The sequence below is a fragment of the Parasynechococcus sp. genome, from assembly GCF_045559935.1.
Lineage (GTDB): Bacteria > Cyanobacteriota > Cyanobacteriia > PCC-6307 > Cyanobiaceae > Parasynechococcus.
Window position 1 is genome coordinate 1 of sequence record NZ_JBJLJL010000010.1, and the last position, 16,899, is coordinate 16,899.

Below are 16,899 nucleotides of genomic sequence, written 5' to 3' on the forward strand. Positions count from 1 at the left end.
TTTCCATCGAGATGGTGGTGATTATTTGATTGTCTTCCATGGCTCACTCGGGTGGAGAGAAACTGAATTCAGAGGCCATGGGATTGGCGCACGATCCAGGCTGATGCGGCTTGCTGTTGTTTCCATGCCACCAACAGTTCTTTGGCGATGCTGCGCAGGGCTGGCACATCATCCGAGTTGTCGATCTCGCGTGAGAATTTCTCGATTTCAAATTTCTGGCCCAGAGTCAACGCAATCGGTTCCATCAGCTTGTGGCGTCGTGAGCGGAACGTACCCCAGAACTTCTGCTGCAGCAAATCAAAAATGTAGTGTTTGCAACCGATTGGAAGGAAGAATGATCAGCCCAATACATTTCCTCCGTTACAGAACATTTCTGAATGCCGCTGATCACTCGGATCGCCGAGGCTTATGGCTTTAGAAAACATTTGTAGGCCTGGCTCTGATGCATTTCTCCTGGGAAAAACATCGAGAATTATCTCGGAATGTAGCTGTTGCGTCAGACAACAACCAGGGAATGGCCCTCGCTCTCATGGGTATTGCATTGACGATGCTGGCTACGGATCTTCTGGTCCATGAGCTGCAAACCTCAGCCTTGCCGACTTCGAGATCCTGATGCTTCTGCAGGTCTGAGCTCAGATTGATCCCTTCGATCTTGGCCCGTGATTGTGTTCGGTCAGCTCAGGCTGATCAAGGAGATACCTGCAACAAACAGCAGAACGGACAGCACAAACAAGCCTCCAGTCATCGGTAGCCGTGCCTTTTGATTGATTGCATCCCCTGGCGTGCAGCCCGGCGCCCCAGATCCCAAGCTGCTTGGGCGATGTTTTTGATCGCATCCTTGGCGGAGCTGCGAACCCGGCGAGGGCTGCGCTGCATGGCATCGGGCCAGGATCCTTCCGGCCACCGCGGCATCCGGCCTGTGACTCGGTCACCAAGTTGAAGCAGGGATCGTCGCAGCTGGCCGGCCACAGCTCTCAAGCAACAGCATCAATCTGCTGGCGCCACGGCAAGGGTGCAGTGCCCAATGACACCAAGGGCGTCTGGTGCTTTGATTCGTTCCTTGGAGTTGGTTGATCAGGCCTGCTGATTTCCCGCCATCACCAAGACCAACAGTTCGGCCATCGAGCGTCTCTCCCACCAGCTTGCGCGAAGCCATTGTTGTCAGCTCGCATGGCCCTGAGTCCGGCTTTGATGTCACCGAGTGGCTTCATCCTTCTTTGGTTGCTGGGTCTCTGCGTTCTCCACTCAGGGGAGAGATAGCTGAGTGGTTGATCCGTTCAAAGCTCAGACAGGGCTGAATCAAGGCCATCGATGACGGCTGCCAAGAACGGCAGATCCAGGGTTTCGATCGTGTCGCTCATCTGGTGGTAGTTCGGATTCCGCATGAACGACGTGTCCGTCACCATCAGGGCGTCGTAACCGCGATCCCAGAAGGGGCTGTGATCGCTGAGCCTCACATCCGGCACATCACGGCCTGCTCTGGGCACCGGCAGCGCCTTGGTGATCACGTGTTGGCCCATGGCATGGGTGAGCTGAGTGAGCATCAACGCAGCCCCCGCATTGGCCACCAGTGCAATGAAATCACCGCGGTCGCCGTACACAGCCCTCATGGCGGGATGGGGGTAGTTCTGCTCTTCGCTGGTGTAGGCCAGCATCTCCAAACTCACCATCAGCTTCAGGGGCTGTTGGTCTGTACGGAGCTTTTCGGCCAGTGCGGCACTGCCGAGCATTCCCCATTCCTCCAGATCGAAGGCGACCAGCCACACCGGTCGCCGCGGTGGGTGGGCCGACCAGCGGCGTGAGAGTTCAAGCAATGCGGCCACTGCGCTGGCGTTGTCGTCGGCACCGATGGAATGCAGTGGGCCGTCGTAGTGCGCTCCAACCAGCAGGGGCTTCAGCGTCGGCTGACGTCCGGGCAGCTTGAGGATGAAATTGACACCTTCCTCGCTGTTGCTGATGAAGCGATGCTCCTCGACAGGTCCGATGGAGGCAAGCGATTCACGAACATGGCTGCGCACCGTCATCAGACCCAGCGGATCCCAGCGCCCGTGACGCGGGATCGCGATGGTGGTGAGGTCTTGAAGGCTGGTTGGAGTCAGCGCTGCCATCGCGTCAGTCTGTGAGCCGATTGGTCTTTCCGCTGTCAATTGGTAACTCCCCCTCGCGCCATGTCTTCCCATCACGCTCCGATCACCGGTCTGATCGAGAACAGCGAAAGCTGCCGACGCTGCTGTGCCGGATTGTGTGCACCAGGCCGCAAGCCTGCCCCGTTCGCGAGAATCGAGGTGTTGCTTTGATCGATCAGGGATGGAGTGGAAGACCCTGGCCCCCTGTGGCGCACTGTTGTCGGCGTTGCTGCTGTGTTCTCCCGGTCCGCTGCTCGCCCACGGCGATGCCAAGGGCCCGTCCGTGATGCCGTCCACGTCTCAGGCGACAGGTCCGGCCATGACGATCTACCGCTCAGCCAGTTGCGGCTGTTGCACCCAGTGGGGGCAACACATCGCCGCAGCGGGATTTCGCATCAACGATCAGATCAGGGAAGACATGGATCGCGTGAAGCAGGCCAACGGCATCGCCTCAGACCAGGCCTCCTGCCACACCGCCATTGTTGAGGGGTATGTGATTGAAGGCCACGTGCCGGCCACATCGATTCAACGCCTGCTGGCCGAACGGCCCGATATCCGTGGCCTGGCGGTGCCGGGGATGCCGATCGGCTCGCCTGGCATGGAGGTGAAGGGAAGTAAGGCGGATCCATTTGCGGTGATGGCCATCGCCCACGACGGATCAACAACCGTGTTCGATCGTTTCTGAACCATGGAGCTCCGGCTCGAATCCCGCTCGATCCAGCAGGCGCTGGCCCAGGCCAGCCAGCTGCTGAAGGATCGCCGCCTGGTTGTCGTCTTCGGGGATCGTCTCTCGCTCACGTCGTTTGCCCTGGCGGATCCGATCCGCTCCTCCCTGGTGGGGGCCGCCACCACCGAAGACGAAGGCGTTGAGCTGGTGCTGCGCACCCGGCCGGATCTGCTGATCTGCAGCTCGGATCTGGAGATCGGCTACGGCGTCAACCTGCTGCGGCGCGTGAAGGCGGAGTTGCCCACCTGTCAGCTGCTGATCGTGCTGGTGCGCGAAACCAAGGAGGTGGTGCAGGAGGCGATGCTGGCCTCCGCCGATGGGGTGATCTTCAAATCAAGCCTCGGCACCGGCCATGGTGATCTGATCGGCGCTCTGCAGACCATCGCCACGGGCGGTGTGTACTACCCCGCCGAGATCCGTCGCATCGCGGCTGCCGCCCCTCGGCCGGAGCTGCCGCCGCTGGTGGAGGAACTCACCCCTCGCGAGCTGGAGGTGGCAGCAGCGGTGGCCCGCGGCCTCACCAACAACGCCATCGGCGATCTGCTCGGCGTGTCCGTGGAAACGGTGAAGACCCACGTGGGCAATGCGATGGACAAGCTCGGTGCCCGCGATCGCACCCAGATGGCCGTCACGGCGATGCTCTACGGCTTGATTGATCCGTTGCCCTGATCGGCTTAGGTCACGGACTGTCCCCGGATTGGGGTGGTCGACCCGCCAGGCGCGAGGCATGGTGAGTGCGTTGCAGGCACTGGATCCTGCGGCACGTCAATCCAATGAAAATTGAACTCGCCCACGCCTACCCGATCGGCACGATGATCCTGGAAGGCCATCATCAGCCGTTTCACGCCCTGGCTTGTCCGCTGAAGCCTGTGATCATCAAACGCGCTCGTCGTTGAGTTCGGCCGATCAACGGGGCCTAAACGGCGACCTTCTTCGAGAGATCCGTCTGAATCATCAACATCAGCCGCTCCGGCGATTTGTACTGCCGCGGCAGGGAACGGTGAAGCAAGCGCAGCCGGTCCCAGCAGACGGTGCGTTGAAGTTCCCTGCCTGTTTTGCCTTGCCGGATCAGGATCTTCAGTGCCTTGCAGTACAGCGGGTAGCTGGCCTCGAGCTCACCGATGCTCAGGCTTGATGTTGTCATGCAGCACCTTCGTTTTTGCTGCGTCATTGTGCGCTGCCATGCCGGATCGCATCGCCTCCCATTTGGGGACATTCGTTCTGTCCCCGGATGGGGGTAGTGAGCACAGCCCGCATCGAGGTTGTATGACCTCGAGTTGCAGAACCACGGGTGGACACGATCGAAACCCATATCGCCAAGGACCGCGAGGAACTGGCCAGAGCCCAGGCCAGCGGTAACGAGGCCAAGGCACGGCATTACGCCACGGAACTGGAGGGGCTTGAGACCTACCGCAGCCATCACCCCGACGATCACAAGGATCCCACCTCGCTTGAGGTGCATTGCGATCTCAACCCAGACGCCCCTGAATGTCGCGTCTATGACGACTGACAACGGCGATTCCGGAATGATTCCTCTGCCTGGCAAGGATGGGCAGAGGGAGCAGCTCTGGGATGGATCTGACGCCGTATCTCCAGCACCAGCCAAGGTCGGTTGACGATGAGCCGCTGTTGTCTGTGGCGATCACAGGCAGGATTGCGCTGGCGATGAAGGGGCGTTTTTTTCTGCGTTGCTTCTGTGAAAGTCTCACGGAACGGGCCCAGATCGGGTGCGCCGTGACCGATGAAGAGTCCTGCTTGACGTATCTCGATCAGGACCAGTTTGAATTGCTTCTGTGCACCGATCTGCTGGAACGTGGCAATGGTTTTGAGTTGGTTCGCAAAGCAAGGGACAAGCAGCCGGATCTGAAGGTTGTTGTTCTGGCTCTGAGCGATGCCATCCCGGTGGAGTACGACGCTGCCCCCTGGCTTGAGGCTGTGGTCGCTGAAGCTGACATCATCGAAGATCGCAAACCCCTGGAAGCTGCCGTGCTGGCCGTGATGGGACATCACTCCTATCGCAGCCCTTCGCTGCGCTCCGACGAGCTTCCTTACCTGAGCTGCCCGAGGCTGACCCCCCGGGAATATGAAGTGCTGGATCGTCTTGCCCGCGGCATGTCCGATCGGGAGATCGCCGAGGATCTTGTGGTTACCGAAGAAACCGCTCGCACCTACACCAAGCGCCTGCTGCGCACGCTTGAGGTGAATAACAGAGTGCAGGCGGTGCTGAAGGGAATGCGTTGCGGAATGGTTCAGATCTGAGCCATTGATTCACCCCAGATGGGGGTAGATCCCGTTGGAACGGAGACGCGTTAATGCAACACAATCAACCCCACGGAGCTCATGACGGCTATCACATTCACCCATGAACCGACCATTGCTGAGCTCTGTGAAACCGAAGCTGTTTACATCCGTGCCATGGACTATCTCGTGGCCGATGGAGTGAAGGAAAGCGAAGCCTGCAAGAGCGTCTGCTGGCGTCGTCTGAATCGTCTGCATCAGGCCATGCCGGATCGCTACTGCGATCCACGCAGCCTGTTTCTCTCGCTTCACCAGGCCCGCCGGCGTCGCCTTGCCGTTCAGCCCAGCTCCAGGCATGCCAGACCGTAGATGTTCTGATCATGGCCGTTGTCCAGGCTGCCCCTGTACATGCGATGGGTGGCTCCCATCCGCCGGAACCCCTTGGCGCCCGCCACGGTTCGGGCGGATCGGTTATGGCCTGGGGTGTCGATGAGGATGATGCCCTTGTGCCGGTCCATGGCATTGCTCAGCAACAGGGATGCGATGCCCGGTTCTTCCGCCAGCAGAGGGCCGATGCGCCAGCCCTGCCCGATGGGCAGCAGGCATGGGCGGATGCGCACGTAGCCATGGCATTGCTGCGTTGCATCCATGGCCACGAACACATCCCCTGCCCGGTGATTCAGCCACTGTTCCAGGAAGTGAGGTCTCGGGCTGATTTCATGGCGTTCGTCATAGGCCTGAACGGCATCGATCGAGATGTTCCCGAGTGGAACAACCGTGATGTCGTTGCGATGCAGCAACCGGCTGCTCGGATGGGTCGATGACTCCTCCAGGCACAGATGTTGCCGCCGCGTGGTGATGGAATCCCTTCGGAACCCTTCACGCTGGTAGAACTCCACCATCGTCGGTGCGGCTTCCAGCCCGATGCACGTCACATCAGCGAGAGACGTCAGTGCGTGTTCCCACAATCGCTTGCCGACACCACGGCCGCGATGGTCCGGGTGAACCACGAAGAGACCGATGAAGCCGTAATCAGGGTTGTATTTCACGGCGGCGATGCAGCCCACGGGCTCGTCGTTCTGCCATGCCAGCCACACACCCTGGTTTCCCGTGTTGGCGTAGATCGCGATGTCGCCAACACCGGGAGCGAAATCTTCCTGACGCGCCAGTTGGGTGATGAAGTTGAGGTCCGTGTCCTGAAAGGCTCGGATCTCCAGGGACGACTTCACGGCAGCACTCACACCAAGCGTTGGCCGTTGTTGCTCACTTGTCGCTTCTCGGCCGTGCGATCCGGATCGTGCTTGGCCGCAGTGCACAGGCCAGAGCATGGAAGGGTTGGTGGGTTCCCTCAACAATCAGGCTTCCCATCGGTTGTGCCTGAGCCAAGTCGAGTTTCATGGCATTGCCTCGAACTGGTTCTGTCTACTCCGGCTGAGTCCTGAGGCCCAATCCCCATCTGGGGACAACCTTGCTTGCTGGATGTTTGTTGGCTTACACAGGCAAGTTGTGTTGCCTCCGCTTCTGATGTTCTGACGGATTGATGACAGACAGGCCCTCAATGACTTAGCAATCAAGAAGGAGCAACAGGATCGACATGGTCATGACACCGATGTCTGTCAAGCCGACCGAGGACACCCTGATTGATGCACTGCGGGGTTGCCAGGGGCGCCAGGAACTGAAGCAGCTCGAACAGCGACTCGCCACGGTGGAGGATGCGCCTCCCCTGTTCGACTGGATCTGCGACCTGCTGGTCAAGCGGCGTCTTTCCAGAATCCTGGCGGCGAAGCTGCTCTTGCAGCTCCATCAGACCTGATTCGCGTTCGGCTCGATCTGTTATTTGATGCCGTACGTCTCGATGGGATTCTCTTCCCCCATGGCCTGACGCCGCCTCAGCTCGAACTCCAGCTGCCGGAGCTTTTCGGCGTTTTTGATGTTTTCTCCTTCCGTCCAGTGATGCGGGTGAGCTAACCGCGACTGCAGCTCTGCGATGTGACTGATGAGTTGTCTCGCGGGGGCCTCGGAGCCTTGGGTCAACATCACTATGGTCGGCCCACCGCAAAGGTCACTCAGCGGTTCTACTCATGCGGCCCGCACGCCGGCGCTCATCCTGGGACCGCCGTTTCAGTGCCGCATGGCGGAACGCCGTTTCCAGCCGGGTGAGTCTTGGTTGTTTGTCCTTCACGGCCGCTTCCCCGCGGGCGCGGGCGGCGTTGATGAAATCGTCAGCCTTGGTTCCACTCAATCCGCTCATGTTTCGTGTTCATCTCTCTTCACGATGCCCGCAAGCTCGTGTGAACAGTTGCAATCAACAGCCCTTCTTTCGAATTGAAGCCTGAAAACCCCTTGGCATGAAGCCGGAAGTGCACAAAAAAACCGGGCCGATGTCGGCCCGGTTTGCAAGGTTTGGGTCTGGGCAATCAGCACCAGTTGGCAGCCATCTCCTCGTAGGACACGCCACGGACGTAGGTGTTGCCGCGGTAGGTGAGAGGGGTGGCTGGGTTGCCACCGGCAGCTCTGTTGCTCAGATAGCTGCTGCGGCGATAGGTGAGTTGAACCGGTGCGGAGGCATCAGCAGAAACCTGCTGGTTGTACTCGGCACCGCGATAAAGCAGAGCGGACATGATGAGTTCCTCGAAGCAAGCTCAGGTCCCCGTTCCATGGCCTGAGTCGAACTGCGCTTCGCAGCGATTGCGAAGTGAACGTGTGTAGCTGTTGCTACGACCCTTTTATAAGACTTTGGGCGGTTGGATGGTCGTTCAGGTTGATACCGAACTCTCAAGATCGTTCCCAAGGGGAAGGCCGCCCCTCCCGGATGGGAAGGACGGCCTATCTCGCTCGTTTGTGCATAGCAATCGACCTAATCAGTGATGCTTCAAGGGTGTTGGAACCTCAAGCAAATGGACTGAAGAAACGGTCGAAGCGTCTGGCTTGATGGCGCCTGGGGCCAGGGAGTCCAGAGGTTGGGCCGGCATCCTTCAGGGCACCTTGGTCTTGGGCGGTGCAGAGGATGGTCGACTGGTCGGACGCACAGCTGTGTCGTCGCAGACGAAAGGCCCACGCATGGGTGGAAACTGTTGGAGCAGGGGCCGGAAAGTCAGGCTGCTTCTGGGATGTGCTCAGGTGGAGTGTCGGCCGTCATGGCTCCTCCGATCTCGATGCACACAGTGTTGGTGTTCCAGGCGACAAAGACAATCGGTGTTAAGGCGCATTGCCTCGAGGCAGCGGAACGCCGAAGTTGGAGACGGCGTGCCTCGAGCGACTGGGATCAGCCGCTCAGAACATCGACATCGCCTTGATTTTGCTCACCTTCTTCTGATCCAGTCCCTGGAGATCATCCATGGCGATCAGCTTCTGTTTGATCATGTCGGCCAGTACGAACAGCACGTTGCCTTCCTCAAATTCAGAACGTCCTTCGTATTGATAACGTTCAGTACTGAGATAGTCGTGTAATTTCCAAACGGATTCTGCTGAATCAAGCTGGCTTGATTGCTCCTGCAATGTGTTGATCAAGGCAGTGATCGAACGATGCTTGCCGAGCTCAAAGGCATGTCGGGCAACGGTTTGTTCTTCGAGTGTCCAGTCTGTTGCCGACATGAAAAAGATTGTGGTGAGGGGGAATCAGGTGTGATCAGGGTCGATCAAGAGCGATGATGATCCCGAAGCAGTGGCAGCTGAAACCAGGGTGTGGATGGCGAATCATGATGTTCACGATGATAGCCAAAGTGGTAACAGGCTGCGAAAGACAAGACAGGATTGAGCGCCAGGCTGCGAGAGGTAATGCCCGGTTGTGACGTCACTCCTCTCCGGTGTGGCATCCAGGTTCCCACCAGAAACAACTGACATGAACTGATGATCAGTGGCAGAACGCAGAACAGCAGTAATGGCAGTGCATGATCGGTCTGATGGTGGCGCGTCAGGTTGAAGAGAACGAACCAGAAGCCACTCAGGTTCAGCAATTGTTTCCAGCTCAGATAGTTGCCCATGAAGTGGACATACCAACTGAAGATGCCGTCATTGGTGGAGCGTTGATAGTCAGGATCCCGATCGGATTCAGGTGCCTGATGATGGTGTCGGTGGTTCCGGCAGCAGAGCCTGTAGGACAGGCCGGCGTAAAGAAACAGGCAGACCCTGCCGATCAGGCGGTTCAGCCCAGGCTGTTTTGGAACGAGGCTGTTGTGCATGGCGTCGTGGGCCACGATGAACAGTCCCGTGTGCAGAAACGCCCTGACCAGGACAACCGCGCCGAGCAGCAGCGGTGGGATCTGATCCAGCGACAGGTTCAGGCTGAAGGCCAGCGTCAGCAGCCAGGCTGATCCGATCAGACCAGCCAGGGCAAGACCCTGCTGGCCCTGACGGTTCAACTCACTTACCACCCAGTTTGAGCAATTCAGCCGGGGAGGCGAGCAGGTCGATGGCCACAAAATAGATCTTGTCGTTTTCATCCAGCAGGAAGCGCCAGGCCACGTTCATGCCCACCTCGCGTCCGAACCAGGGCGTCTGCACCTTGCCGGTGACCTTGATCTGGTTGAAGCCGCCCTCGGTCGGCTCGCCGTATCCGCCCTGAGGCATCAGCTTCAGGTTCTGGCAATCCCGCTTGAAGAACTTGAGGATGGCGTCGCGTCCGACGATCGGACGCTGGAACGGGGGCTGCAGCGCGCCGTCATCCAGGAAAAGATTGATCAGCTGATCGAAGTCGTTGGCGTTGAGCAGCTGCATGTAACTCAGGATGGTCTGGTTCAGCACCCCGGGAATGAAGATCTCCTCGCGCTGATCCTCCGGGGTGGGAGCCACGATCGGCTCGGTCACCACATCGCTGTCGTTCACGTCAGGGTCATAGCCCATGTCGACCACGAAGTTGCGAAGCAACGTGATCTGCTGGCCCTGCTCCACTTTCTTGACGGCCTCCAGCACGGAATTGGCGTTGGCAGACAGCCTGTATCCCTGAGGGATCGGCGCCACCTTGCCCTGACGCATGAATTCGCCCAGTTCGTACCAGAAGCAGAGCTTCACGTTCACCGACCAGTAGGCGTAGCGAGCCGAAATCGGGCTGTTGATCTTGGCGGCCAGGTCACACATCACCTTGGTCTGCTCGTCGAAGCTCATCGCCAGGATCTCGTCCAGCGTCGGTCGAGCCAGAGCCATGCGGGCTGCGCCGGGGGCCGCCACCGTGATGGTCTGCCCCATCTCCAGATAGGCAAACCAGATCAGAGCCAGCTGGTCTTCCGCGCTCAGCAGCTTGAAGCGCGCCGTGATCGCCGGAACGGCATCCGCGGTCAACGTGTCCGGGAAGATCTGGCGAGCTTTGTCGAGCGTGAACATCCGCGGAGGGCACAGAGCGGCCGAACCGTAACACTATGTTTCGGGTTCGCGCGTACCTGGCGTGTCTTCGCGCTGTTGCGGCTGTGATCTGGTATAAGTCTGTCCGGTTTGTCCGACGGGTCGCCCCCGGTCACGGCTCGTCAGGCAGCGAAACGTCCGCTCCGCCTGGTGCTTTGCGGATCTGATCGGGCCCGTCTCAAAGGGGAAGGCCGCCCCTCCCGGATGGGAAGGACGGCCTATCTCGCTCGTTTGTGCATAGCAATCGACCTAATCAGTGATGCTTCAAGGGTGTTGGAACCTCAAGCAAATGGACTGAAGAAACGGTCGAAGCGTCTGGCTTGATGGCGCCTGGGGCCAGGGAGTCCAGAGGTTGGGCCGGCATCCTTCAGGGCACCTTGGTCTTGGGCGGTGCAGAGGATGGTCGACTGGTCGGACGCACAGCTGTGTCGTCGCAGACGAAAGGCCCACGCATGGGTGGAAACTGTTGGAGCAGGGGCCGGAAAGTCAGGCTGCTTCTGGGATGTGCTCAGGTGGAGTGTCGGCCGTCATGGCTCCTCCGATCTCGATGCACACAGTGTTGGTGTTCCAGGCGACAAAGACAATCGGTGTTAAGGCGCATTGCCGTGATGGCTGCCGCCGATCCAGTCTTGGGGTGGCGTGCCTGCCTCCGTGGTCACGGTCGGACACCACCATGTGAGAGGGTGGTACGGACCGCCTTTCTGGCCGAATTTTTTGACGATCTTCATTGGAAATCTCTCCTGGGACGCTGAGAGAGAGGACCTCATCCATCTGTTCACCCAGTACGGCGAAGTGAGCAAGTGCTCCATGCCCCTGGACCGTGAGACCGGCCGCAAGCGTGGCTTCGCCTTCGTCGACCTGGCGAATGAGGCGGACGAAACCTCCGCGATCGACGATCTGCAGAACGTTGAATGGATGGGACGCGGCATCACCGTGCGCAAGGCTGAGCCGAAGCGCTGACCCCGTTCGTTCGAACGGGTTCATGCAACATCCCCCGATCGGGGGATGTTTTTTCGTAGGCATCCGCTGAAGCTGATCCCATCCGGGGGAGTTCCCCTCTCCGCAAGCAAGCAGGTCGGCATGACCCCAGCACACGTCTGCTGTTGCCTGAGCGCACAGGCCTGCCGATGAAATGTGCATACTCTGGAGTCATGTCCGAGACCACCACGCCTCAGCAACTCGAGCGCGACCTTCATGTCGCCCGCCATCACGGCCGTTGGCTCAGTGATGAGGAACGTCTCGAGCTGGAGCGAGAGGAGTCTGAGCGACTGCAGAACGAGGAGCAGCAGAAGCAGCTGCGCACCAAGCTCACCGTTCTGGCCGGTGTGTGTGTCCTGCTGCCCCCCATGTGGCCGCTGGCCCTGGGTCTCACGCTTTACCTCCTGTTCCCGCGCACCATGACCCGCGTCGGCTTCGCCGCCGGCGCTTTCATCGTCACCGGCGCCATCGTCGGAGCAGGTCTGCTGATCGCGCTGATCGCCTGGTTGTTCACGGTTCTGCTTTGAGCTGTCGGTCCTGACGGCGTTGATACACCATTCGGCAGGTTGACTCGTTACGTTGTGTGAAAGGTGTTTGACCAGGGCATGGCGGGACGTTTCGGAATTATCGGTTGTGGGTATGTGGGCAGTGCTGTCGCTCTGCACATGCGCAACAACGGCATCGAGGTCACCGGCACCACCACAAGCCCTGATCGCCTGGGCGAGCTCTGCGCCGTGGTCGACCATCCCCGCATCTTCAAGGCCGGGGATCCATCCGCCGACACCAGCTTCCTCGACCAGCTCGATGGCCTGTTGATCGCCATGGCACCCACAACGTCGACCTACGAGGAAGATCAGTACAAGGCGGTCTACGGCGAGGCGATTCCCGCCCTGGTTCAAGCGATCCAGCAGCGTTCCGGCAAGCAGTCACTGCATGTGACCTACCTCAGCAGCGCCGGTGTCTACGGCGACAAAGCTGGACAGGTGGTCAACGAGCTCACACCCCCCGATCTCAGCAACCCCACCAACGCCCTGCTGGCGGATGCCGAGTCCACAGTTCTCACGTTGAACTCCTCCTCGGTGCAGGCCAGCGTTCTGCGTCTCGGCGGGATCTACGGCCCGGGCAAGAACATCGCGGATTACATCCGTCGTGCCTCCGGACGGCAGGTTCCCAAGAACGGCAATCACATCAATGCCTGGGTGCATCTCATGGACATCATCCGTGGTGTGGATTTCGCCTTCCAGCGTCGTCTGCAGGGGCTCTACAACCTTGTCGACGACATGCAGATGACCCGACGCGAACTCTCCAATGCCCTCTGCGATGAGGATGGCCTGCCCCCGGTGATCTGGGATAACCACGATCGTCCGGACACCCGTGTCTTCAATGCCCGTGTCAGCAATGCCCGGCTCCGGGCGATGGGATTCACGCCCAGGGTCGCCTCGATGCTTGAGCAGGTTCCTGCTCTGTAGTTCGCTGTTGGTCCTTTGAGCAGACCCCTGATCGGCCTGGCGGTGATCCTGACCCTTGCGTTGCTGGTCACCTGCGGTTCCAGGGTCAGGGTTCGCATCCGTTACCGGGTCGTGCCCCAGCAGCAACCTGAGCAGCCAGGGCTGCGAGGGCCGGTGGCTCCGTCCAGAGGACTGCTGATCTGATCAGACGTCAAAGTCCTTGCAGCCTTTTCTCCAGGGGTGGGTGGCACAGTCCATCGCCCAGTAGTCCAGGGGTGGTTTGTTCACCGGTGCGCTGGTCCGTGGATCGGCCACCGGCGCTGTGCGGCGCCGACCGATGCGGGGCAGATGGTCAGTGATCAGGCTCAGGTTGAAACGCGCCATCACGGATTCCTTCACTGATCAAGGTGTAACGCGCAGCACAGGGAATGTCCTTGGACGGATCTGAGTTTTTTCTGTGAAGGTGTGATCGGCTCACCAGAGCTGTGTTTCCGGCGCCAGTCGGCAGGCCCGGGGCATGAAAAAGGTTTTTTGTAGCAACTGGAACAGTTGACAGCCCGTCCCTGAGTTCTCATGGTTTCAGTCTGAACTCAATCCGTTTTGGATCTGATCACCACACCCTGTGATGTCGCCGGTCTCCACCGTCTCAGCATCGGAAGTGTGGTCGGTGCCCTCTGGCTGCAGACCCATTTCCCCAGCGCTGAATGGGACACCCTGCTGGCGGGTCAGGCAAGTTTCTCGTCTGACTGTGTCGATAGCCTGATGGCCGACGCACGCTCAGCTGGCCTGAATGTTCAGCAACTCGTTGTTGTCGAATCCTGAAAATCTGACCGTGTCAGGAGAGTCGAACTCTCGCTCGGTTCAGTGTTGTCGGTGACCTTTTTTCTGTTCAGCATCCATCAGAACGGTCACCAACAGCGTCAGCACGAATGGTCCTTTTTTACGACGACGAGGATCAGATCCTTCCACTTCTGATTCACCGTGTGGATGCTGGTATGCCACCCTGCCGCTGCAGGGATTGTGATGGCATCCTTCGTCGCATGAACGAGCTGGGGCTTTCTGAGCACGAAGAGGCTGCTCCACTTGTGGCTTGAAGCCAGGGACGGCGATCCGGGTTTGTGAACACCGATTGCGAGCATCCACAGATCGCACCGCCCAACTTTTAGAAATCTTGTGTGGTCTGAATGGCTTCAGTGTCAGAGACGTTCTGTCGTGACTTCGGTGTGTCTCTCGCAGTTCTGTTGCTCGAGATGAAGGCAACACTCGAGGATTTTGAAGACCAGCTCCTGAGCTCCGGACAAGCAGAGCCGGAGTTGGAAGGTGTGAGTGGATGATCGAGCAGATCCGCGCTGTTTTCGCTGATCCGCAGGTGTCCGGTCTGGATCGCCTCTACGACGCCATCAATGCTGCCCGGGATCTCGCTCCCGATTCTGATTTCCAGGCCTGCTACGACATCGTCATGGCCGGCGGCGGACCGGAGGCAGAGGCCTGGATCAGTTTCACGGTGAACACGGCGATGCGCTTCCCGATCGATCAGCAACCCGAGCCGGAGCAGTTCCTGGCCGTTCTGGAAGAGGTCTGTGACCGCCATCGCGGTCTGTGAGTCTCAGCTTTCGGAATACCTGAGAGCCTTCAGGCTCATCACCATGTGGGTGCGCACGCTGCCCAGTGCCATCACCTGCTTCGTTGTGCGCGTTTTGCCCACCGAATCGCCCTGTAGCTCCAGCCACTGCAGCAGTTCCCTGGTCTGGTCAGCCCAGGCCGACAGGGCAGCCCTCAGCAGATCATCCTCATCAACCCCCATCTCACGCTCCTGAGCACCCCTCTCAGCTGCTTTGAGCAGGGCGCTGAGCTGCAGATGGCTCAGGGCATCAGGAACAGAGGGATCGAAGTCGATGCTTAAGGAAATCTGAAGTGATGGCTCAACCGTAGGCCCGGATGCCCCTCGCGTGCCAGTGCTTGGTCTCAGATGTCATCCATGAGGCTGCTGATCCGGGTCCACGGGCAGTCCTCGCAGGCCGAGAGCGAGTCGGCGTGCCAGCAGCAGTCCCGGATACAGCGCTTCGGCGCGGCTGCGATCACGGAACAGATCCCGCAGCACCATCAGCAGCGGATCGCTCGGCTGCATCCGTCGGCTCAGTTCGGCGATGGCAGCGCTTCCGTGCCAGGCCTGTTCCCCCTCCATCAGCACGGCACCATCCGCCAGACGCATCCCTCTGGCTTCGAGCGTCCGCCGCAGGGCATCATCGGCCCGGCCATCAAGAATCTTCAGGTCCGGCAGGCCGCCGAGCAGCTCACTGCGGAGGGCGAAGCTGCGGCAGAAGAGGCAGCCGCCGTCGTAGACGAGGGTGAGTGGCATCACCGGAGTCTGTCGTGCTTCACCTGCTCGTTGCGGCCCTGCTGCTGATCCTGTGGGCCCTGCCGGTCTCCGCCGACTGGCTCTGTGACGGGGATCGGCTCCAGCTCGAGCGTGTCGCGGGGGCGGTCGATGTGCGCGGTCTTGCCGGTGGCATTCCCAATTCCAGCGATGGCACCCTGCCGGGGGATGGAATTCTGCTGACCTGGCGTGGAACGACCCTTCAGCTTCCGCGCACCAACAATGCGGGGCCGCCCAGCTACACGGATGGCCGCTGGTGGTGGCGTGAACCGGTCGGCGAAGCTCCGGAGTTCCTGGAACGGCGTGGTGACGTGATCGAACACGCCTGTGAGCCCCTCGTTGACGCACCAGTACAAACGCACTAGAACAGGTGTATCAGTCCAGCGCTTCCCATGGCTCCCAGCTCCCCCTACGCCACATTCCGTGCCGAGGAATGGATGCGTGCATCCCAGATCCGCCCCCGCAAGGTTCTCGCAGAGCTCTCCCCTGTGACGGTGCATCCCCCGCGTCGTCGGCAGACGCGTCGGCCAGCCTGCGGTGTGATTCAGGGCGAGCTGTTTCTCTATCCCGTCGTGGCCTGCTGAGGTCGCCGCTGTCTCCGGCGTCGGGTCCGCCTGCGGGTTCCTCCGTAGCGATATCCCTCCTCAAGGCTCGTCGTTGGCCAGCAGCCAGGGCAGACGAAATGCCACTCCGGTCTCGCTGTTGTCGACACCCGGTAGTGAAGGCTGCCGTCGCTGCTGCAACGCTCGCAACACGCCATGGGCAGGACGCACAGAAGCATCAGGTTTCAGTCGTAACAGTTTTTCCACATGACTGTGTGCTGTGATCGCGTCCTTTGTCGCGTTGATCTCAGAAAGTCCTCGTCAATCCGCCTCTTACGGTCTGTTGTGAAGACTGGATCCTGCCTGGATCATTCTGGCTTTTCACTGGTTGGTACCATTCGCTGAAAACGCCTACTGGAATTGGGGTTTTGAGGCTTCGTCGCAGTTCGGATCCGCTCTGATTCCGGAGTTTTTCGGCTTGGTTTCGACACACTCGGTTGCCTTGCTCCTGTCCTGTGTCAGCGCCCATTCAGGCCGCGCGAGGGGCCTGTGGAAAACCTGTGTAAAGCTTCGCTGATCAGGCTGCCGTCGCCGCTTTCAGGGCGGCCATTTCATGGGCGTCGCGACCGCTTTCGATCTCGTCAGGATGCGCTTCGAAATGGCGCAACCACTGCTGATAAGCCTGCTTTCGGGCCTCCGTTGCGTCCCGCTGACCGGCAACCGCCACCTCACCGATCTGCAGCTGGCTCTGCAGCAGTGCCAGCTGCGATTCCACGCAGCGCAGCCGTGCCTCCATCGCGATGGGCGGCGTGGTCTCGAGATGTTGCTTCAGGGCTTCCAGCACCACCTCGCCCCGGCTGGTACCGGTCTGCTCAGCCCTCTCTCTCAGGGCGCGCCGCAGCTGCCTCGGCAGTTTCAGCTTCAAGAGAGCCAGATGCCACCACGCATCAGGGTCTCCCAGAGTTCCTGCCGGGTCTGATCCTGTTCAGCGACCGCCACCGGTGCTGAAGACCGCAGGATGCGCTCCGGTGGCGTCCACCAGTCGTGCAGGCGATCCAGCCAGCCGGTGCGTCTGGGCCAGGGGCAGGAAGTCATGGCGCCTGCGGAAGCAATCTGGCTTCAGTGG

Annotated in this window: 31 protein-coding genes; 15 read left to right on the forward strand and 16 right to left on the reverse strand. The window is 59.9% G+C overall.

Annotation, left to right across the window (positions count from 1 at the left end; all coding sequences use genetic code 11):
* Positions 1 to 68: 68 nt before the first annotated feature.
* A complete protein-coding gene (locus tag ACJ0G7_RS09790; RefSeq protein ID WP_407395960.1) occupies positions 69 to 245 on the reverse strand; it encodes a hypothetical protein in 177 nt (58 codons plus the stop codon).
* A gap of 1,032 nt (positions 246 to 1,277) precedes the next feature.
* Positions 1,278 to 2,108, reverse strand: coding sequence for a M20/M25/M40 family metallo-hydrolase (locus ACJ0G7_RS09795; RefSeq protein WP_407395962.1), 831 nt, complete (start codon positions 2,106 to 2,108; stop codon positions 1,278 to 1,280).
* Positions 2,109 to 2,307: 199 nt separating this feature from the next.
* On the opposite strand from ACJ0G7_RS09795, the gene ACJ0G7_RS09800 reads away from it, so the two are divergent.
* The 3 genes from ACJ0G7_RS09800 to ACJ0G7_RS09810 all read left to right on the forward strand — a co-directional run bounded on the left by ACJ0G7_RS09800 (position 2,308) and on the right by ACJ0G7_RS09810 (position 3,749).
* Positions 2,308 to 2,811 (forward strand): DUF411 domain-containing protein, encoded by a 504-nt coding sequence (locus ACJ0G7_RS09800; protein WP_407395963.1) that lies wholly within the window; start codon positions 2,308 to 2,310, stop codon positions 2,809 to 2,811.
* A 3-nt stretch (positions 2,812 to 2,814) separates the two neighbouring features.
* Positions 2,815 to 3,522, forward strand: coding sequence for a LuxR C-terminal-related transcriptional regulator (locus ACJ0G7_RS09805; RefSeq protein ID WP_407395965.1), 708 nt, complete (start codon positions 2,815 to 2,817; stop codon positions 3,520 to 3,522).
* A 104-nt stretch (positions 3,523 to 3,626) separates the two neighbouring features.
* Entirely contained in the window at positions 3,627 to 3,749 is a 123-nt protein-coding gene (locus ACJ0G7_RS09810) for a hypothetical protein (RefSeq protein ID WP_407395966.1), read from the forward strand.
* Positions 3,750 to 3,769: 20 nt separating this feature from the next.
* On the opposite strand, the gene ACJ0G7_RS09815 is transcribed toward ACJ0G7_RS09810, so the two are convergent.
* A complete protein-coding gene (locus ACJ0G7_RS09815) occupies positions 3,770 to 3,997 on the reverse strand; it encodes a DUF3136 domain-containing protein (protein WP_407395967.1) in 228 nt (75 codons plus the stop codon).
* Between the two features lie 147 nt (positions 3,998 to 4,144).
* Between ACJ0G7_RS09815 and ACJ0G7_RS09820 the strand changes: the two genes are divergently transcribed.
* From ACJ0G7_RS09820 to ACJ0G7_RS09830, 3 genes are all read left to right on the forward strand, one after another.
* A complete protein-coding gene (locus ACJ0G7_RS09820; protein WP_407395968.1) occupies positions 4,145 to 4,363 on the forward strand; it encodes a CP12 domain-containing protein in 219 nt (72 codons plus the stop codon).
* A 62-nt stretch (positions 4,364 to 4,425) separates the two neighbouring features.
* Positions 4,426 to 5,112, forward strand: a complete 687-nt coding sequence (locus ACJ0G7_RS09825; RefSeq protein WP_407395969.1) for a LuxR C-terminal-related transcriptional regulator — start codon at positions 4,426 to 4,428, stop codon at positions 5,110 to 5,112.
* A gap of 81 nt (positions 5,113 to 5,193) precedes the next feature.
* Positions 5,194 to 5,460: a DUF3136 domain-containing protein gene (locus ACJ0G7_RS09830; RefSeq protein WP_043690845.1), complete on the forward strand. Its 267-nt coding sequence runs from the start codon at positions 5,194 to 5,196 to the stop codon at positions 5,458 to 5,460.
* Here ACJ0G7_RS09830 and ACJ0G7_RS09835 read toward each other — a convergent pair.
* A complete protein-coding gene (locus ACJ0G7_RS09835) occupies positions 5,430 to 6,320 on the reverse strand; it encodes a GNAT family N-acetyltransferase (protein WP_407395970.1) in 891 nt (296 codons plus the stop codon). The genes ACJ0G7_RS09830 and ACJ0G7_RS09835 overlap by 31 nt on opposite strands.
* Before the next feature lie 365 nt (positions 6,321 to 6,685).
* Here ACJ0G7_RS09835 and ACJ0G7_RS09840 point away from each other — a divergent pair, with 365 nt between their 5' ends.
* Positions 6,686 to 6,904, forward strand: coding sequence for a hypothetical protein (locus ACJ0G7_RS09840; protein WP_407395972.1), 219 nt, complete (start codon positions 6,686 to 6,688; stop codon positions 6,902 to 6,904).
* A gap of 249 nt (positions 6,905 to 7,153) precedes the next feature.
* Here ACJ0G7_RS09840 and ACJ0G7_RS09845 read toward each other — a convergent pair whose 3' ends face one another.
* From ACJ0G7_RS09845 to ACJ0G7_RS09865, 5 genes are all read right to left on the reverse strand, one after another.
* Positions 7,154 to 7,342: a hypothetical protein gene (locus tag ACJ0G7_RS09845; protein ID WP_043690853.1), complete on the reverse strand. Its 189-nt coding sequence runs from the start codon at positions 7,340 to 7,342 to the stop codon at positions 7,154 to 7,156.
* Positions 7,343 to 7,508: 166 nt separating this feature from the next.
* A complete protein-coding gene (locus ACJ0G7_RS09850; protein ID WP_043690856.1) occupies positions 7,509 to 7,712 on the reverse strand; it encodes a DUF4278 domain-containing protein in 204 nt (67 codons plus the stop codon).
* A gap of 652 nt (positions 7,713 to 8,364) precedes the next feature.
* Complete coding sequence (locus ACJ0G7_RS09855; protein WP_043690858.1) at positions 8,365 to 8,685, reverse strand: hypothetical protein; 321 nt, start codon at positions 8,683 to 8,685, stop codon at positions 8,365 to 8,367.
* 44 nt (positions 8,686 to 8,729) lie between these two features.
* A complete protein-coding gene (locus ACJ0G7_RS09860; RefSeq protein WP_407395974.1) occupies positions 8,730 to 9,533 on the reverse strand; it encodes a fatty acid desaturase in 804 nt (267 codons plus the stop codon).
* Positions 9,454 to 10,410, reverse strand: coding sequence for an orange carotenoid-binding protein (locus ACJ0G7_RS09865; RefSeq protein WP_043690864.1), 957 nt, complete (start codon positions 10,408 to 10,410; stop codon positions 9,454 to 9,456). Before ACJ0G7_RS09865 ends, ACJ0G7_RS09860 begins: the two co-directional genes overlap by 80 nt.
* A 732-nt stretch (positions 10,411 to 11,142) precedes the next feature.
* Here ACJ0G7_RS09865 and ACJ0G7_RS09870 point away from each other — a divergent pair.
* The 4 genes from ACJ0G7_RS09870 (at position 11,143) to ACJ0G7_RS09885 (ending at position 13,058) form a co-directional block, all read left to right on the forward strand.
* Positions 11,143 to 11,388, forward strand: coding sequence for an RNA-binding protein (locus ACJ0G7_RS09870; RefSeq protein ID WP_043690867.1), 246 nt, complete (start codon positions 11,143 to 11,145; stop codon positions 11,386 to 11,388).
* A 191-nt stretch (positions 11,389 to 11,579) separates the two neighbouring features.
* Entirely contained in the window at positions 11,580 to 11,933 is a 354-nt protein-coding gene (locus ACJ0G7_RS09875; RefSeq protein ID WP_407395976.1) for a hypothetical protein, read from the forward strand.
* Between the two features lie 78 nt (positions 11,934 to 12,011).
* Positions 12,012 to 12,875, forward strand: a complete 864-nt coding sequence (locus tag ACJ0G7_RS09880) for an SDR family oxidoreductase (RefSeq protein ID WP_407395977.1) — start codon at positions 12,012 to 12,014, stop codon at positions 12,873 to 12,875.
* 15 nt (positions 12,876 to 12,890) lie between these two features.
* A complete protein-coding gene (locus ACJ0G7_RS09885; protein WP_407395978.1) occupies positions 12,891 to 13,058 on the forward strand; it encodes a hypothetical protein in 168 nt (55 codons plus the stop codon).
* Here ACJ0G7_RS09885 and ACJ0G7_RS09890 read toward each other — a convergent pair whose 3' ends face one another.
* Positions 13,059 to 13,238: a hypothetical protein gene (locus tag ACJ0G7_RS09890; RefSeq protein ID WP_156957065.1), complete on the reverse strand. Its 180-nt coding sequence runs from the start codon at positions 13,236 to 13,238 to the stop codon at positions 13,059 to 13,061. It abuts the gene before it with no gap.
* 216 nt (positions 13,239 to 13,454) lie between these two features.
* Here ACJ0G7_RS09890 and ACJ0G7_RS09895 point away from each other — a divergent pair, with 216 nt between their 5' ends.
* Positions 13,455 to 13,676 (forward strand): hypothetical protein, encoded by a 222-nt coding sequence (locus ACJ0G7_RS09895; RefSeq protein ID WP_043690876.1) that lies wholly within the window; start codon positions 13,455 to 13,457, stop codon positions 13,674 to 13,676.
* Positions 13,677 to 13,715: 39 nt separating this feature from the next.
* On the opposite strand, the gene ACJ0G7_RS09900 is transcribed toward ACJ0G7_RS09895, so the two are convergent.
* Complete coding sequence (locus ACJ0G7_RS09900; RefSeq protein ID WP_156957066.1) at positions 13,716 to 13,856, reverse strand: hypothetical protein; 141 nt, start codon at positions 13,854 to 13,856, stop codon at positions 13,716 to 13,718.
* 328 nt (positions 13,857 to 14,184) lie between these two features.
* On the opposite strand from ACJ0G7_RS09900, the gene ACJ0G7_RS09905 reads away from it, so the two are divergent.
* On the forward strand, positions 14,185 to 14,457 hold the full coding sequence (locus ACJ0G7_RS09905; protein ID WP_043690881.1) for a hypothetical protein: 273 nt from the start codon (positions 14,185 to 14,187) through the stop codon (positions 14,455 to 14,457).
* A gap of 3 nt (positions 14,458 to 14,460) precedes the next feature.
* Here ACJ0G7_RS09905 and ACJ0G7_RS09910 read toward each other — a convergent pair whose 3' ends face one another.
* Together ACJ0G7_RS09910 and ACJ0G7_RS09915 are read right to left on the reverse strand one after the other, a co-directional pair.
* Positions 14,461 to 14,658: a hypothetical protein gene (locus ACJ0G7_RS09910; RefSeq protein WP_156957067.1), complete on the reverse strand. Its 198-nt coding sequence runs from the start codon at positions 14,656 to 14,658 to the stop codon at positions 14,461 to 14,463.
* Between the two features lie 168 nt (positions 14,659 to 14,826).
* Entirely contained in the window at positions 14,827 to 15,213 is a 387-nt protein-coding gene (locus ACJ0G7_RS09915; RefSeq protein ID WP_407395980.1) for a hypothetical protein, read from the reverse strand.
* Between the two features lie 14 nt (positions 15,214 to 15,227).
* Between ACJ0G7_RS09915 and ACJ0G7_RS09920 the strand changes: the two genes are divergently transcribed.
* Both ACJ0G7_RS09920 and ACJ0G7_RS09925 read left to right on the forward strand, forming a co-directional pair.
* Positions 15,228 to 15,596, forward strand: a complete 369-nt coding sequence (locus tag ACJ0G7_RS09920; RefSeq protein ID WP_407395981.1) for a hypothetical protein — start codon at positions 15,228 to 15,230, stop codon at positions 15,594 to 15,596.
* A 27-nt stretch (positions 15,597 to 15,623) separates the two neighbouring features.
* Positions 15,624 to 15,815 (forward strand): hypothetical protein, encoded by a 192-nt coding sequence (locus ACJ0G7_RS09925; RefSeq protein WP_043690890.1) that lies wholly within the window; start codon positions 15,624 to 15,626, stop codon positions 15,813 to 15,815.
* A gap of 60 nt (positions 15,816 to 15,875) precedes the next feature.
* Here ACJ0G7_RS09925 and ACJ0G7_RS09930 read toward each other — a convergent pair whose 3' ends face one another.
* From ACJ0G7_RS09930 to ACJ0G7_RS09940, 3 genes are all read right to left on the reverse strand, one after another.
* Positions 15,876 to 16,004, reverse strand: a complete 129-nt coding sequence (locus tag ACJ0G7_RS09930; protein WP_256381026.1) for a hypothetical protein — start codon at positions 16,002 to 16,004, stop codon at positions 15,876 to 15,878.
* 346 nt (positions 16,005 to 16,350) lie between these two features.
* The gene (locus tag ACJ0G7_RS09935; protein ID WP_407395982.1) at positions 16,351 to 16,698 is read right to left on the reverse strand and encodes a ribbon-helix-helix protein, CopG family; all 348 of its coding nucleotides are present in this window, start codon (positions 16,696 to 16,698) and stop codon (positions 16,351 to 16,353) included.
* Positions 16,695 to 16,868: a hypothetical protein gene (locus tag ACJ0G7_RS09940; RefSeq protein ID WP_156957068.1), complete on the reverse strand. Its 174-nt coding sequence runs from the start codon at positions 16,866 to 16,868 to the stop codon at positions 16,695 to 16,697. Before ACJ0G7_RS09940 ends, ACJ0G7_RS09935 begins: the two co-directional genes overlap by 4 nt.
* Positions 16,869 to 16,899 lie beyond the last annotated feature (31 nt).

What these genes read in the sequence shown, in the direction of transcription:
- ACJ0G7_RS09815 (WP_407395967.1), bottom strand. Translation starts at nt 3,997, where the DNA reads ATGACAACATCAAGCCTGAGCATCGGTGAGCTCGAGGCCAGCTACCCG.
- ACJ0G7_RS09830 (WP_043690845.1), top strand. Translation starts at nt 5,194, where the DNA reads ATGACGGCTATCACATTCACCCATGAACCGACCATTGCTGAGCTCTGT.
- ACJ0G7_RS09925 (WP_043690890.1), top strand. Translation starts at nt 15,624, where the DNA reads ATGGCTCCCAGCTCCCCCTACGCCACATTCCGTGCCGAGGAATGGATG.
- ACJ0G7_RS09800 (WP_407395963.1), top strand. Translation starts at nt 2,308, where the DNA reads ATGGAGTGGAAGACCCTGGCCCCCTGTGGCGCACTGTTGTCGGCGTTG.
- ACJ0G7_RS09855 (WP_043690858.1), bottom strand. Translation starts at nt 8,685, where the DNA reads ATGTCGGCAACAGACTGGACACTCGAAGAACAAACCGTTGCCCGACAT.
- ACJ0G7_RS09845 (WP_043690853.1), bottom strand. Translation starts at nt 7,342, where the DNA reads ATGAGCGGATTGAGTGGAACCAAGGCTGACGATTTCATCAACGCCGCC.
- ACJ0G7_RS09790 (WP_407395960.1), bottom strand. Translation starts at nt 245, where the DNA reads ATGGAACCGATTGCGTTGACTCTGGGCCAGAAATTTGAAATCGAGAAA.
- ACJ0G7_RS09795 (WP_407395962.1), bottom strand. Translation starts at nt 2,108, where the DNA reads ATGGCAGCGCTGACTCCAACCAGCCTTCAAGACCTCACCACCATCGCG.
- ACJ0G7_RS09805 (WP_407395965.1), top strand. Translation starts at nt 2,815, where the DNA reads ATGGAGCTCCGGCTCGAATCCCGCTCGATCCAGCAGGCGCTGGCCCAG.
- ACJ0G7_RS09850 (WP_043690856.1), bottom strand. Translation starts at nt 7,712, where the DNA reads ATGTCCGCTCTGCTTTATCGCGGTGCCGAGTACAACCAGCAGGTTTCT.
- ACJ0G7_RS09825 (WP_407395969.1), top strand. Translation starts at nt 4,426, where the DNA reads ATGGATCTGACGCCGTATCTCCAGCACCAGCCAAGGTCGGTTGACGAT.
- ACJ0G7_RS09915 (WP_407395980.1), bottom strand. Translation starts at nt 15,213, where the DNA reads ATGCCACTCACCCTCGTCTACGACGGCGGCTGCCTCTTCTGCCGCAGC.
- ACJ0G7_RS09840 (WP_407395972.1), top strand. Translation starts at nt 6,686, where the DNA reads ATGGTCATGACACCGATGTCTGTCAAGCCGACCGAGGACACCCTGATT.
- ACJ0G7_RS09875 (WP_407395976.1), top strand. Translation starts at nt 11,580, where the DNA reads ATGTCCGAGACCACCACGCCTCAGCAACTCGAGCGCGACCTTCATGTC.
- ACJ0G7_RS09940 (WP_156957068.1), bottom strand. Translation starts at nt 16,868, where the DNA reads ATGACTTCCTGCCCCTGGCCCAGACGCACCGGCTGGCTGGATCGCCTG.
- ACJ0G7_RS09905 (WP_043690881.1), top strand. Translation starts at nt 14,185, where the DNA reads ATGATCGAGCAGATCCGCGCTGTTTTCGCTGATCCGCAGGTGTCCGGT.
- ACJ0G7_RS09890 (WP_156957065.1), bottom strand. Translation starts at nt 13,238, where the DNA reads ATGGCGCGTTTCAACCTGAGCCTGATCACTGACCATCTGCCCCGCATC.
- ACJ0G7_RS09880 (WP_407395977.1), top strand. Translation starts at nt 12,012, where the DNA reads ATGGCGGGACGTTTCGGAATTATCGGTTGTGGGTATGTGGGCAGTGCT.
- ACJ0G7_RS09865 (WP_043690864.1), bottom strand. Translation starts at nt 10,410, where the DNA reads ATGTTCACGCTCGACAAAGCTCGCCAGATCTTCCCGGACACGTTGACC.
- ACJ0G7_RS09860 (WP_407395974.1), bottom strand. Translation starts at nt 9,533, where the DNA reads ATGAAAACGACAAGATCTATTTTGTGGCCATCGACCTGCTCGCCTCCC.
- ACJ0G7_RS09810 (WP_407395966.1), top strand. Translation starts at nt 3,627, where the DNA reads ATGAAAATTGAACTCGCCCACGCCTACCCGATCGGCACGATGATCCTG.
- ACJ0G7_RS09910 (WP_156957067.1), bottom strand. Translation starts at nt 14,658, where the DNA reads ATGGGGGTTGATGAGGATGATCTGCTGAGGGCTGCCCTGTCGGCCTGG.